We start from the raw sequence: 12,744 nt of genomic DNA, 5'->3' as shown, positions 1-12,744 counted from the left end.
GGATCGGAGCCGCGGGATGATGACGGGAGAGGCTGTGAATGCTGCCCCCCATTCGCGGGGTCTGCGGCTCGCTGGTAATGTCGAGGCCGGGGGAATCGGCGATCCCCGACAACTTCATTGGAGTGGCATGACGACGACCCTGCGCGTGATCGTTGACCAGATCGTCGCCCCGATCCCCGGCGGCATCGGTCGCTACACGGAAGAGCTCACCCGCGAACTGATCCGTACCGCGCCGAGGGGCTGTCACGTGAGCGGTATCGTCTCGTCTTCTCCCGAATCGGACTACGAACTGATCGAGACAGTTCTGCCCGGCCTCGACGGGCTCTTCAAGAGTGCCCTCGCTCGCCGTGAGTTGGAGTTGGCCTGGCAACACGGATTCACCCGCCTGCCGGGGAGCGGCATGATCCACGCGACCGGACTGTTCGCTCCGCTGTTCAAGCACGATCGAGTGAACAGCGTCGGCGAGCAGATCGCAGTGACCATCCACGACGCCATCCCCTGGACCAATCCGGAGGCGCTCTCTTCGCGTCGCCTCGGCTGGTACAAGGCGATGGTCAAGCGCGCCCACAAGTACGCGGATGCCGTGGTCGTGCCGACCCATACTGTGGCGTCCCAGCTCGCCGAGATCCACGATTTCGGCGATCGGGTGCGAGTGATCGGCGGAGCAGTGAGCTCGAAGCTCACCCTTCCTGTGGATCCAGACGTTCGTGCGGAGCGCCTCGAACTGCCGGAACGATTCATTCTGAGCGTCGGCACGCTTCAGGCGCACAAGGGCATCGCCGAACTCATCCGGGCCATGGCGGCCCCCGAGCTGGACGGCTACACCCTGCTGATCGCCGGACCCGAGGGATCCCAGGGTCTCGATGTCGTGGGAATCGCCGCGGAAGCGGGACTCGCGGAGGGACGCGTGCGGGCGCTCGGTTATCTTGCCGACGCTGATCTCGCGGTCGCCCTCGACCGCGCTTCGGTCTTTGTGTTCCCCAGCCTGGCCGAGGGTTTCGGCTTGCCCGTGATCGAGGCGTTCAACTTCGGAACCCCGGTGGTGCACTCCGATGCGCCGGCGGTGCTCGAGGTGTCTGCGGGAGCCGGCCTCGCGGTGGCACGGGAACCCGCGGAGTCGTACTCCGATCGGTTGGCGGAGGCTATCGCGTCTGTCGCCTCGGACCCCGCCCGTGCGGAGCGCATGGGATTCGCGGGTCGGGACCGCGCGCGCACCTTCAGCTGGAAGGATTCCGCCGAGAAGGTGTGGCAGCTGCACGCTGACCTGTAGCCGCGCACCTGTAGCTGCGGAGGACCGGTCTCGATGCGGGCGCGGAGTGCCCTACTCGACCAGCGGAGGCGCGGAGCGCCCGCCTCGACCACCACGGTTCCGCTGGTCGAGTAGCGCCCGCCCGGGCGCGTATCGAGACCCTAGGGCGCAGGCGTCGCCGTCGGTGGACGCGTCGCCGCCTGCACTGCCGCATGGAGCTTCGCATAGTCGGGGTGTGTCTGGTCGAACGCGGGGGGCACCAGCTCGAGCTGGGTCACTGGAAGCTTTCGGGCTTTCTCGGCGAGGTCGACGAAACCGGGCAGTGCCGCCGAAGGGATATCCGTCTTCACCACCTGCGCTCCGGCCTTGGCGATGTCCTGGAATTTCGTCAGCACGATCTGGGGCTGGAACTGCTTGAGCATCGCCTCCTGCACCACCCGCTGGCGGGCCATCCGCTCGTAGTCGTTGCCCATGTAGCGGGATCGCCCGTACCAGAGCGCGAGCGCACCATCCAGGTGCTGGGGACCCGCCGGGAAGGTGCCGTAGGGCTTGGTCGCTGTCACGGGTCCGTAGGGGAGCTTGGCGGGCACGTCGATCGTCACGCCGCCGAGCGCATCGATCAGGTCGGCGAAGCCCTGCATGTCGATGAGTCCGTAGTACTGGATCTTGAGTCCGGTGACGCCCTCGGCGGCATCCTTCATCGCCTCGATGCCTGCCGAGCTGCCCTTCGATTCAGCATTCGGGTAGAGGGACTTGTGCTCGTCCGCATAGGTGTACAGGTAGTCGATGAGGCACTGGTCGCCACAGTCGTAGCCGTTCGGGAAGGGACCGTAGAGCGGCGAACCTTTCGCGAACTGGATCTGCTCCATGTTGCGGGGAATGCCGATGATCGTGGTGGCTCCGGTTTGCGCGTCGATGCTCGCCACCGAGGTGCTGTCGGGTCGGAGGCCGGTGCGGTCTGGCCCGGCATCGCCTCCCAGCAGCAGGATGTTGTATCGACCGTCGACCGGCGCGGCCATGTCGCTTCCGGCGAAGATCGCACTGACCGCGTTGCGCGCGCTGCCGGCGCTGACGGCCCCGTAGCCGGCGACCCCGGCAGTGGCGACGAGGGCGAGGATCGAGAGGGCGGCGATCGCGGGCCGCATCGCCGGCGCGGTGGCGATGAGCCTGGTGAGCCGAAGGGTGTCGAGGGTGAGCACGATCCAGAGCGCGGCGTAGGCGGCCAGGACGACCTGGATGACGGTGAGCCCGATCGGATTGGTCACGATGCTGAGGATCACGGTATGGACGACGATCCAGGTGGTGATGCCGACGATGCCGATGCCCCACAGCAGGAACGTGGTGCCGACACCGAAACGTCCGAGACGACGATTGCCCGCGAGAATCTGCGCCGAGCCGGGGATGAGCAGGTTGAGACCGACGAGCCACCATGCTCGCTTGGTCATGGTCGGGGTAGACCGCAGATCCGGGGTTCGGATCGGGCTTGTCGCGGTCATCGCGCTCACAGGCTCGACTTCAGCGCGGTGTTTTTGGCCGCCACGGAGGCTTCGAGATCGCGAGCGAAGCCGGCGAGCGCCGCCGAGAGCGCGGGATCGGAGATCGCCAGCATCCGGATCGCCAGGAGCCCGGCATTTCGTGCGCCGCCGATCGACACCGTGGCCACGGGGACTCCGGCGGGCATCTGCACGATCGAGAGAAGGGAATCGAGCCCGTCGAGCTTCGCCAGGGCGACAGGCACTCCGACCACGGGAAGGGTGGTGACGGCCGCGAGCATTCCGGGAAGGTGGGCGGCGCCACCGGCACCGGCGATGATCACGCGGATGCCGCGGCCCGCTGCATCCCGCCCGAAGGAGATCATCTTCTCGGGGGTCCGATGGGCCGAGACCACCTCCACCTCGTGGGACACGTCGAACTCGGCGAGGACCGCCGCGGCGTCTTTCATGACGGTCCAGTCGGAGTCGGACCCCATGACGACGGCCACGATGGGCCGCGCAGAAGACAGGGGCTCGGGCATAGCGATCAGCCTAAAGGTCAGTTCTGGTAATGCTCTGCAGCGGCACGCGCCTGGAACACGACCTCGTCGAGGTCGGCTCCCACTGCCGTGACATGGCCCACCTTGCGCCCGGGCCTCGGCGACTTGCCGTAATTGTGCACCTTCACCGAGGGCTCGTCGGAGAAGGCGTGCGGATAGCGGTCATCGAGGTCGCCTGTCGCCGGACCACCGAGGATGTTGACCATCACCGACCACTCGTCACGGCATCCGGTCGCGCCGAGGGGCAGGTCGAGCACCGCACGCAGGTGTTGCTCGAACTGGCTCGTGGTGGAGCCGTCGATCGTCCAGTGCCCCGTGTTGTGGGGGCGCATCGCGAGCTCGTTGACCAGAAGCCGATCGTCGGTGGTCTCGAAGAGCTCCACCGCGAGCACGCCGGTCACCCCGAGGTTCTCCGCGACGGACCGCGCTATCTCCTCCGCGACATCCGCGAGCCTTCCGCGGGACGAGGGAGCGGGGGCGATCACTTCCGCGCAGACGCCGTCGCGTTGGATGCTCTCCACCACCGGCCAGCAGGCGAGTTCACCCGACGGGCGACGGGCGACCGACTGGGCGAGTTCGCGTCGGAATTCCACCAACTCCTCGGCGAGCAGCGGATGCCCGAGGGCAAGCCAATCGGAAGCCTCGGACGCGGTGCGGACCACCCGCACCCCTTTGCCGTCGTAACCGCCGGTGGCGGTCTTCACCACGGCACGGCCGCCGTGGTCGGAAAGGAATTCGGCGAGCTGAGCTTCCTCGTCGATCCGCGCCCAGTCCGGCACCGGGAGGCCGAGAGCCGACAGGCGCTCACGCATGAGGAGCTTGTCCTGGGCGTAGAGCAGGGCTTCGGGGTCGGGGCGAACCGCCACGCCCGCCTCGAGGAGGGCCGCGAGCACCTCCTGCGGCACATGCTCGTGATCGAAGGTCACGACATCCACGGTGCGGGCGAAGGGAAGGACGTCGGCGACGTCCCGGAAGTCGCCAAGGGTCGTCACCGCGAGGGAAGCCGATTCGCCTGCGGTCTCGGCGAACACACTCAACTCGATGCCGAGGTTCACCGCCGCGGGAATCATCATTCTCGCGAGCTGTCCGCCACCGATCACACCTACCCGAAGAGTCACGCTGCCAGCCTACTTTCGGATAAGCATCGGGGCAGCCGGTTATGATTCTCGAGCCCGTTCACCGATCCCTCGAAGGAGGGCGCCATGCCCTCCCGCCTCGTCACCCTCGGACGTCTGCTCTACGAGAAGCTCCTGCGGTACGTGCTCAAATTCGGAGTCGTCGGTCTCGCCGGTTACTTCGTCGATGTTGGGCTCTTCAACGCCCTCCGCCTCGGTGCTTTCGGCGACGGCCACTTCTTCCAGGGGCCGATCGGCGCAAAGATCCTCTCGGCCGGCATTGCGACCGTCGTCACGTGGTTCGGAAACCGCTACTGGACCTTCCGGGAACATCGGCGCAAGAACTACCTGCTCGAGCTCGCGGAATTCAGCGCGGTATCGGTGGGGGGCATCCTCATCGGGCTCGCCTGCCTGTGGGTCTCCCACTACCTCCTCGGCTTCACCTCGCTCCTCGCCGACAACATCTCCTCGAACCTCGTCGGACTGGTGCTCGGCACCTCGTTCCGCTTCCTGCTCTACCGCTTCTGGGTCTACGGACACCATCGTGCCGACGGCCTGACGGCCCGCGAACACACGGCCGAGGCGGCGCGCCTCGCGATCTTCGAAGACGAGAAGAGCGCGAGCGAAACCGCTGCGAGCTGAGGCTACGGCCGGCCGAGGGCGCGATAGCTCCAGCCCGCGGCACGCCAGGCGACCGGATCGAGGCAGTTTCGCCCGTCGAGGATCGCCTTCGTGCCGACCAACCCGCCGAAAGCCGCCGGGTCGAGGTCACGGTATTCGCGCCACTCCGTCAGCAGGAGCACCGCGTCAGCTCCCTCCGCCGCGTCGGCAGCGGATGCGACGTAGTCAACGTCGGGGAAGCGGCGTCGCGCCGTCTCGACGGCCTGGGGGTCGGTGGCACGCACCGTTGCCCCGGATTCGATCAGCCGGAGTGTCACATCGAGGGCCGGCGAGTCACGCACATCGTCGGAATCGGGCTTGAACGCGAGCCCGAGCACGGCGATGCGTTTGCCCGCGAGCGAACCCCCGACGACTTCCTTCGCCAGGTCGACCATGCGCTCGCGACGCCGGTTGTTGATGCGGTCGACCTCGCCGAGGAAGGTGAGCGCCTGGTCGACGCCGAGCTCTTTGGCCCGCGCCATGAATCCGCGGATGTCCTTGGGCAGACATCCGCCCCCGAAGCCGAGGCCGGCGTTGAGAAACCGGCGTCCGATCCGCGCGTCGTAGCCGATCGCATCAGCCAGCTGTGTCACGTCGGCCCCGGTCGCCTCCGCGACCTCGGCCATGGCATTGATGAAGGAGATCTTCGTGGCGAGGAAGGCGTTGGCTGCAACTTTCACCAGCTCCGCGGTGGCGAAATCCGTGACGACCTTCGGGGTACCGCCGGCCAGCGCCCGGGCGTAGACGGCGTCGAGGGTGCCTTCTCCCCGACTGTCGCTCGCATCGAGTCCGTAAACGAGACGATCCGGATCGAGGGTGTCCTTCACGGCGAAACCCTCACGCAGGAATTCGGGATTCCACGCGAGAGTCGCGCCCGAGCCGTGGGCGGTGACGATATCGGCCAGCCGCCGGGCGGTTCCCACCGGCACCGTGGACTTTCCGACGACGAGGTCGCCCGATGCGAGCTGCGGAAGGAGGGAGTCGACGGCCGCCCACACAAAACGGAGATCCGCCGCATCGCTGTCCGCGAGCTGGGGCGTTCCCACCGCCACGAAATGGACCTCGGAACCGCGAACCTCCGAGATATCGGTGCTGAACCTCAAGCGGCCGGTCTGCATGGACCGCGAGAGAAGCTCCGGAAGGCCGGGTTCGAAGAAGGGCGGGGTGCCGGCCGCCAGAAGCGCGATTCTGTCCGAGTCGACGTCGATGCCGATGACCTCGTGACCCAATTCGGTCATGCATGCGGCGTGCACTACGCCGAGATAGCCGCAACCGATCACAGATATTTTCATGACATCCCTCGGGCAGGTGAGACACACGATCAGGTGAGACACACGATCAGGTGAGACCCACGTTACTGAACTCAGCGCTGTCCCCACGCGGTCGTCTCGTCGCTGGGTGCTGCATTCCGCCCCGAACGCGAGGCCTCGGCCTGGCGCCTCGCCGCAATAGGGTTGAGACTTTTCTCCATGAGATCGTGGAGCGCGGCCTGCACGAGGTCCGCCCCGGGCACGTCCCGAAGCACGACGGGCTGGTCGAGCCCGGTGTTGATGAGGATGTTGCCGCTGCGGAACACGCTCTGCAATCCGTTCTGGCGCACCGTCACGTCGTAGCCCCGGCTGTGCAGGAGCTCCTGGCGGATGCGCACGAAGAAGCCGGTACGCAGGATGATGCGGCGCGTTGTGATCACGTATCGCTTTCCCAGCCACGCCACGAGCGGGAGCAACCACAGGAATACGACCACGAGGGCGGCACCGGCCAGAAGGGCGATGTTCTGCCAGGACTCGGCAAAACTCCCCTGGAAATATCCGACGGCGGCCGCGACCGCGATGAGCAGCACGCTCGGCCAGAACAGGACGCGGCCATGCGGCCTCAGCCGGGCCACCACCCGCTCCGTGTCCTGTACGTCGCTCATCACCTATTCATACCGCAGATGGGTCACGTCGCCGGCGGCGACAGCCACTACCCCGCCATCCGAAGACTTCTTCACCGTCAGCCGGCCGCTGCCGTCGATGCCGACCGCTGTGCCGAGAAGCTCATTACCACCCGGGAGGAGCACTCGCACCTGGCTGCCGAGAGTGCTACACAGGTCGCGCAGCTGCTCCCCGATGCCGCTGGCCTCCGGGTCGGCTCCGAAGCGCAGGAATTCGGCGTACAGCCTCCCCAGCTCGCCGAGATAGCCGGCGAGCGCTCGGTCGGCGAGTTCGGCATCCGAAGCGACCGGATCGTTGAGTCCCACGGAGGTCGCGGTCGGCGTCGGCAGGTCCGCCTCGCCGATGCTGAGGTTGAGACCGGCGCCCATCACGACGGAACGCCCGCCGGGGAGCAGCTCGGCAAGCAGCCCCGCGACCTTCCGCCCATCGATCTGCACGTCGTTGGGCCACTTCAGCCGCACGGAATGCGCCGGAACGAGTGGCGCGAGCGCGTTCGTCATGGCGATTCCCGCGATGAGGGACAACCACCCGTAGTGGTCGATCTCGAGGGGCTCTCCGGCAGGAAGGCGCGGCCGAAGCAGCACGGAGATCGCGAGAGTCTGGCCCGGCGGCGCAATCCAGACGCGGCCGAGTCGCCCGCGCCCATCCGTCTGGTTCGCAGTGACGAGAACGGAGAAGTCGGGCCAGCCGTCCCCGTCGGCACCGGACGCCCGGGAAGCCAGCTCGGTGTTGGTCGAGCCACACTCGTCGAGGATCTCGAGGCGGGAGGCGACTGCGGCGCTGCGGGGAAGCTGCATCCCCCAAGGCTACGGGCACTCTGCCGCGATCGGTGTGGGGAGGGGCATGAGGGGGATGGGGCGGGGAGGCAGTATCCGTCGCAACGGGCTGCGGCGACCAGCTTTGTAGGATCTCACCACCGGGTCGCGCGGAAGCCCGACGGTAAAGTGAACGCGTGACTGCAGATACGAACGCCACGAATGACCTGTACACCACCGCGGGCAAGCTCGCCGACCTGAAAGTTCGCTATCACGAGGCCGTGACCGCGAGCGGTGAGGCGGCCATCGAGAAGCAACACTCCAAGGGCAAGAAGACAGCACGGGAGCGCATCGAGCAGCTGCTCGATCACGGATCCTTCGTCGAACTCGACGAGTTCGTGCGCCACCGCACCCACGCCTTCGGTATGGAGAAGAAGCGGCCCTACGGCGACGCGGTCGTCACCGGCACCGGCACCATCCACGGTCGCCAGGTCGCGGTCTACAGTCAGGACTTCACCATCTTCGGCGGATCGCTCGGCGAGGTGGCCGGAGAGAAGATCATCAAGGTGATGGATCTCGCCCTCAAGACCGGCGTGCCGATCATCGGAATGCTGGACTCGGGAGGCGCCCGCATCCAGGAGGGCGTCGTCGCCCTCGGCAAGTACGGCGAGATCTTCCGCCGCAATACCGCCGCCTCCGGGGTCATCCCCCAGATCTCGATCATCATGGGACCGGCAGCCGGTGGCGCGGTCTACTCCCCCGCGCTCACCGACTTCGTGATCATGGTCGACAAGACCAGCCAGATGTTCGTGACCGGGCCCGACGTGATCAAGACCGTCACCGGCGAGGACGTCGGCATGGAGGAGCTCGGCGGAGCCCTCACCCACAACAAGATCTCTGGCGTCGCGCACTGGCTCGCCAGCGATGAGGATGACGCGCTCGACTACGCGCGCACGCTGCTCAGCTTCCTGCCCGACAACAACCTCGCCGAGCATCCGGTCTACGAGAGCGATGTCGAACTCGAGACGACGGATGCGGACCGCAAGCTCAACACGGTGATCCCGGACAGCCCCAACCAGCCCTACGACATGAAGACGATCATCGAGCACATCGTCGACAACGGCGACTTTCTCGAGACCCAGCCGCTCTTCGCCCCCAACATCGTCGTCGGCTTCGGCCGGGTCGAGGGGCGCGCGGTGGGTGTCGTCGCGAACCAGCCGAACGCCATGGCGGGAACCCTCAACATCGAGGCCGGCGAGAAGGCGAGCCGCTTCGTTCGGTTCTGCGACGCCTTCTCGATCCCGATCCTGACCCTCGTCGACGTTCCCGGCTACCTGCCGGGCACCGACCAGGAATGGACCGGGGTCATCCGCCGCGGTGCGAAGCTGCTCTACGCCTACGCCGAGGCCACCGTGCCGCTCGTGACCGTCATCACCCGCAAGGCCTACGGAGGGGCCTACATCGTGATGGGTTCCAAGCAGCTCGGAGCCGACCTCAACTACGCCTGGCCGACCGCCGAGATCGCCGTCATGGGCGGGCAGGGGGCCGTGAACATCCTCTACCGCAACGAGATCAAGGCCGCCGAAGCGGCGGGAGAGGATGTTGCTGCGGTACGCACGAAGCTCGCCAACGAGTACACCTACAACGTCGCATCTCCCTTCCTGGCTGCGGAGCGCGGTGAGCTCGACGGCGTGATCGAGCCGGCCGCGACCCGCGTAGTGGTCGTGAAGGCCCTCAGGGCGCTCAGGACCAAGCGGGCCACCCTGCCACCCAAGAAGCACGGGAACATCCCGCTGTGACCCTCCAGCAGCCGGGGATCGACGATGGGGAGCCTCGCGAGGCGGGCGACGGCCCGGAGTTCGAGGTGATCGCGGGGCGCCCGACCCCCGCGGAGCTGGCCGCGGTGACCGCAGTGCTCACGTCGATGATCGAAGAGCTCGAGGACGGGCAGCGCGCTGAGGGCCTCGCCGTCAGTGCGTGGCAGCGCAGCCAGCGCAGCATCCGCAGACCGCTCGTTCGCGGCGCGGGAGCCTGGCGCTCCTTCTCTGGATAGCTCGCAGGCGAGAATGTGACCCCTTCGGGGGTGATACTTCGGTATCGCGCAAATCCGGGCTCGAAATATACGGATTCCGCAGCGATCGCTACGGAATCAGTGTCGCTGAATGACGGACACCGCTCAATAGCTCAGCGAATTGCGAAATGTACCCCTTGATCCGTCGAGGGGGACAACAATATATTGGCTCTGACGGGGCTATTTTCTGAACAGGGGGACAAAACTGTCCCCCGAATGTCCCCCGAAGTGTCGACTTTGCGGGGGTGCCCCGGGGCCGCAGTATTGATCTTGCTAGGTGTTGCTCTTTGAGTTACACCGCCAACCATGGACCGACTAGGGTAAGCGGGTTCATGGCTTGGGGGCGGGTCAGGGCAATATTCGGGTTATTGCCCTGACCCGGAGCTTGAAACGGGATCGGCCTTCGGGGGCCGGTCCCGTTTTCCACGTCCGGGGCATTCGCGGCCGGGCTTGGTCTTCGGACCTTGTCTGTTCCGGGCTTTCAGGGCTGGGCATCTCGCTCCGGGCACTGTGAGCGTCGCTCGGCGTCGCGGACGAGCCGCCGGTGATACCGGCTCAGGCGGAGACCGTCACCCCGGTGCGGGGAATCTCGAGCCAGAGATCCACCCGATCCTCTTCGTCGTCGATTCCCTGGCTGCCGAGCGCACTGGAATGTCCCTCGTCGAACGAGGAGAGCCCCACAACGGTCACCGCGATATCGGAACCCTCGGGCACGGTACGCGCGATGAGCTTGCCGGTCTTCGTGTCACGGATCGCGTCTGCCAGCCGATTCAGCACCCGTTCGAGATCCGCGTCCGAGAGGTCATCGATGCCTCCCTCGTCGAGAAGGGTGACGATGGTCCCGTTGCGGCGGGCGATCATGATCTGCTCACGCACGCGGTCGTTCAAGAGCTTTCGACCGCGGATCTCATCGCGGATCGCGCCCTCGAGGTAGAGGCATTCGAGGCGCTGCGAGTCGGTGAGTTCGCCACCGACCGCCACGATCTGGCGCAACATCGGCAGTGACATCCGGCTCGTCTGGCCGAGACGGAACTGCCGCTCGGAGACATGAGCCTCCTGGGCGGCTCGCCACTCCACGGCCTCACGCTCGGCGAGGGCATACTGCCGGGTGTCCCTGCCCGCCTTCGCGAGGGAGAGGGACAGTGCCTGCGAGACGGCGACCCAGCCGACGCTGCCGATCACCCCGTACGCGACGAGACCCCCGGGGCCGGCCCAGGCCACGGTCTGCACCACGAGGGCTGCGGTGCCGATCCAGGCGAAGGTGTGACGTCGCCGGGTGGAGGTGATGACCATCAGCGTGCCGATGGCGGCCGTGTGCCAGGCGGCGTACGTGCCCTTCGCCTCGGCCTGGTCGAACTGGCTGGTCACGAGCAGGGGCACAACGACGGCGACGGCGACATTGAATGCGGCGACCCACGTCGGCATCCGCTGGGTGCGCGAGAGCAGGAGGCTGAGCAGGGTCGCCAGCCCGTACAGCACCATCGCGGCGATGTAGGGAGCCTTCTGGTGGGGCACATCGATCGACACCACGGCGAGCACGAGGTGGTAGGCCGAGAAGATCGCCGCGAGGGAGATGATGAGGAGTCGGGGCACGGAGACGATCACAGGGTTTGGCCTTCCCCGGTCGTCGCGGCAGTCGGCGTGACAGCGCCGGTCGTGACAGCGCCGGTCGTGACAGCGCCGGTCCTCACAGGGGTGCCCGCGGCCGTCGAGGCCTCGGTAGCCAGGTCCCCGTGCCCGCCCGAGGCAGAACTCACCTGGGGCCAGGTGATCCAGATCACGGCGCCCCGGTCGATGCCCGCATCCACCTCGACGGATCCGCCGGCGTTCGCGACACGCTCGATGATCGACACCCGGAGCCCGAGGCGCTCGCTCGGAACGCTGTCGAAAGCGAATCCCGCTCCATCATCACCGACACCGATGCGGATGCCTCCCCCAGCAGCCCCCTCGACGACGAGCCAGCGATGCACATCGTCGCCGGTGCCGGCGTGCTGGAGGCTGTTGACCATCGCCTGCATCGCGGCCGAGTGGACTGCTTCCGAGGACTGAACCGGGATGGTTCCCGTCCCGGCAGCCCGCGTCCGCAGCTCGAAGGGCCCGGAGAGTGTGCTCATCGAATCCACGATCCGCCGGGCGAGCTGATCGAGGGTGACCGTCGCGTCGTCGTCGGGTGACGCGGCCGCGGCATCCTTCAGATGGCCCATGGCGTTGCGGGCCATGCGCGTGGCGAGGTCCTTCGCCTCCGGTGTGTAGGCGCGGGCTGCCGAGAGCAGGGTGGTGAGCACGCTGTCGTGCACGATGGAATCCACCTGCACCCGCTCCACCTCCGTCGCATGCTGCCTCACGGCGTGCGCGTAGCGGTCGAGCGCGGTGCCCTGCGCGTTGTCGACGGAGGCAGCGGCCTGTCGCAAGAGAGTGATCAGGATCAGGACGGCCCCGCCCAGGATTATCGCGTACGCGATGTCGAGGGTCGCCGAAGCGACGCTCGCTCCGCCGCCGGCCGGCGTGATCCGCACGAGGCCGTAGATCACCGGGGTGACGAAGAGATACGCGGTGGCCTGCCAGGTGGTGAAGGCGATGGCGGCTGTGGACGTGGCGACCGTGCACAGGAGCCAGAGCCACGGGCGCTCGGTCACCACGGTGAGCGGCTCGTCGACGACGAATGGCCATCCCGTGAGGGCGACGAGGTAGGCGAATGAGACGTACGCGTTGACACCGCGCACCCATCGCTTCGCGAAAGATGCCACGAGCGTGGCGACGATACCGCCGTAGATGCCGACACCGAAGGTGATCGCCCAGACTGTCGACGCGGTCGGCAACTGCTGAAGCGCCGCAGGAACGGCCTGGGCGCCGAACACCAAACCGAAGATGGCCACGGATCGAGACACGACGGTCTCGATCTGCGGTCGACTGATCGGATTGTGTGGT

General features: G+C 66.9%; 12 protein-coding genes. 4 read left to right on the top strand and 8 right to left on the bottom strand.

Features of this window, described 5'->3' with window-relative positions; translation table 11 throughout:
• Positions 1-127: 127 nt before the first annotated feature.
• Positions 128-1,270 (top strand): glycosyltransferase family 4 protein, encoded by a 1,143-nt coding sequence (locus tag VLI63_RS14370; RefSeq protein ID WP_409157544.1) that lies wholly within the window; start codon positions 128-130, stop codon positions 1,268-1,270.
• Positions 1,271-1,410: 140 nt separating this feature from the next.
• Here VLI63_RS14370 and VLI63_RS14365 read toward each other — a convergent pair whose 3' ends face one another.
• Genes VLI63_RS14365 through VLI63_RS14355 form a run of 3 tightly spaced genes read right to left on the bottom strand, consistent with a single transcriptional unit; the run spans position 1,411 to position 4,399 of the window.
• The gene (locus tag VLI63_RS14365) at positions 1,411-2,694 is read right to left on the bottom strand and encodes an LCP family protein (protein ID WP_409157543.1); all 1,284 of its coding nucleotides are present in this window, start codon (positions 2,692-2,694) and stop codon (positions 1,411-1,413) included.
• A 56-nt stretch (positions 2,695-2,750) separates the two neighbouring features.
• Complete coding sequence (gene purE, locus VLI63_RS14360) at positions 2,751-3,263, bottom strand: 5-(carboxyamino)imidazole ribonucleotide mutase (protein WP_409157542.1); 513 nt, start codon at positions 3,261-3,263, stop codon at positions 2,751-2,753.
• Positions 3,264-3,280: 17 nt separating this feature from the next.
• Positions 3,281-4,399 carry a 5-(carboxyamino)imidazole ribonucleotide synthase gene (locus VLI63_RS14355; protein ID WP_409157541.1) on the bottom strand — a complete coding sequence of 373 codons (1,119 nt, stop codon included), beginning with the start codon at positions 4,397-4,399 and terminating at the stop codon, positions 3,281-3,283.
• Between the two features lie 84 nt (positions 4,400-4,483).
• Here VLI63_RS14355 and VLI63_RS14350 point away from each other — a divergent pair, with 84 nt between their 5' ends.
• Positions 4,484-5,038: a GtrA family protein gene (locus tag VLI63_RS14350; protein ID WP_409157540.1), complete on the top strand. Its 555-nt coding sequence runs from the start codon at positions 4,484-4,486 to the stop codon at positions 5,036-5,038.
• A 2-nt stretch (positions 5,039-5,040) separates the two neighbouring features.
• Here the strand turns inward: VLI63_RS14350 and VLI63_RS14345 are convergent, their stop codons facing one another.
• The 3 genes from VLI63_RS14345 to VLI63_RS14335 form a co-directional block, all read right to left on the bottom strand.
• The gene (locus tag VLI63_RS14345) at positions 5,041-6,348 is read right to left on the bottom strand and encodes a UDP-glucose dehydrogenase family protein (RefSeq protein WP_409157539.1); all 1,308 of its coding nucleotides are present in this window, start codon (positions 6,346-6,348) and stop codon (positions 5,041-5,043) included.
• A 71-nt stretch (positions 6,349-6,419) separates the two neighbouring features.
• Positions 6,420-6,971, bottom strand: coding sequence for a PH domain-containing protein (locus VLI63_RS14340; protein WP_409157538.1), 552 nt, complete (start codon positions 6,969-6,971; stop codon positions 6,420-6,422).
• A 3-nt stretch (positions 6,972-6,974) separates the two neighbouring features.
• Positions 6,975-7,787 carry a biotin--[acetyl-CoA-carboxylase] ligase gene (locus tag VLI63_RS14335; RefSeq protein ID WP_409157537.1) on the bottom strand — a complete coding sequence of 271 codons (813 nt, stop codon included), beginning with the start codon at positions 7,785-7,787 and terminating at the stop codon, positions 6,975-6,977.
• A gap of 155 nt (positions 7,788-7,942) precedes the next feature.
• Between VLI63_RS14335 and VLI63_RS14330 the strand changes: the two genes are divergently transcribed.
• Both VLI63_RS14330 and VLI63_RS14325 read left to right on the top strand, forming a co-directional pair.
• On the top strand, positions 7,943-9,544 hold the full coding sequence (locus VLI63_RS14330; RefSeq protein ID WP_354574090.1) for an acyl-CoA carboxylase subunit beta: 1,602 nt from the start codon (positions 7,943-7,945) through the stop codon (positions 9,542-9,544).
• Positions 9,541-9,798 carry an acyl-CoA carboxylase subunit epsilon gene (locus VLI63_RS14325; protein ID WP_409157536.1) on the top strand — a complete coding sequence of 86 codons (258 nt, stop codon included), beginning with the start codon at positions 9,541-9,543 and terminating at the stop codon, positions 9,796-9,798. Before VLI63_RS14330 ends, VLI63_RS14325 begins: the two co-directional genes overlap by 4 nt.
• A gap of 573 nt (positions 9,799-10,371) precedes the next feature.
• On the opposite strand, the gene VLI63_RS14320 is transcribed toward VLI63_RS14325, so the two are convergent.
• On the bottom strand, positions 10,372-11,421 hold the full coding sequence (locus VLI63_RS14320; protein ID WP_409157535.1) for a hypothetical protein: 1,050 nt from the start codon (positions 11,419-11,421) through the stop codon (positions 10,372-10,374).
• A complete protein-coding gene (locus tag VLI63_RS14315; RefSeq protein WP_409157534.1) occupies positions 11,418-12,704 on the bottom strand; it encodes a sensor histidine kinase in 1,287 nt (428 codons plus the stop codon). The genes VLI63_RS14320 and VLI63_RS14315 overlap by 4 nt, the downstream gene beginning before the upstream one ends.
• Positions 12,705-12,744 lie beyond the last annotated feature (40 nt).

This window comes from Lacisediminihabitans sp. H27-G8 (assembly GCF_046156175.1).
Taxonomy (GTDB): domain Bacteria; phylum Actinomycetota; class Actinomycetes; order Actinomycetales; family Microbacteriaceae; genus Lacisediminihabitans.
This window is presented reverse-complemented; position numbering and strand designations above follow the sequence as displayed.

Coding starts and splice junctions, on each gene's coding strand:
- VLI63_RS14365 (WP_409157543.1), bottom strand. CDS start 2,694: ATGACCAAGCGAGCATGGTGGCTCGTCGGTCTCAACCTGCTCATCCCC.
- VLI63_RS14370 (WP_409157544.1), top strand. CDS start 128: ATGACGACGACCCTGCGCGTGATCGTTGACCAGATCGTCGCCCCGATC.
- VLI63_RS14345 (WP_409157539.1), bottom strand. CDS start 6,348: ATGAAAATATCTGTGATCGGTTGCGGCTATCTCGGCGTAGTGCACGCC.
- purE (WP_409157542.1), bottom strand. CDS start 3,263: ATGCCCGAGCCCCTGTCTTCTGCGCGGCCCATCGTGGCCGTCGTCATG.
- VLI63_RS14340 (WP_409157538.1), bottom strand. CDS start 6,971: ATGAGCGACGTACAGGACACGGAGCGGGTGGTGGCCCGGCTGAGGCCG.
- VLI63_RS14350 (WP_409157540.1), top strand. CDS start 4,484: ATGCCCTCCCGCCTCGTCACCCTCGGACGTCTGCTCTACGAGAAGCTC.
- VLI63_RS14335 (WP_409157537.1), bottom strand. CDS start 7,787: ATGCAGCTTCCCCGCAGCGCCGCAGTCGCCTCCCGCCTCGAGATCCTC.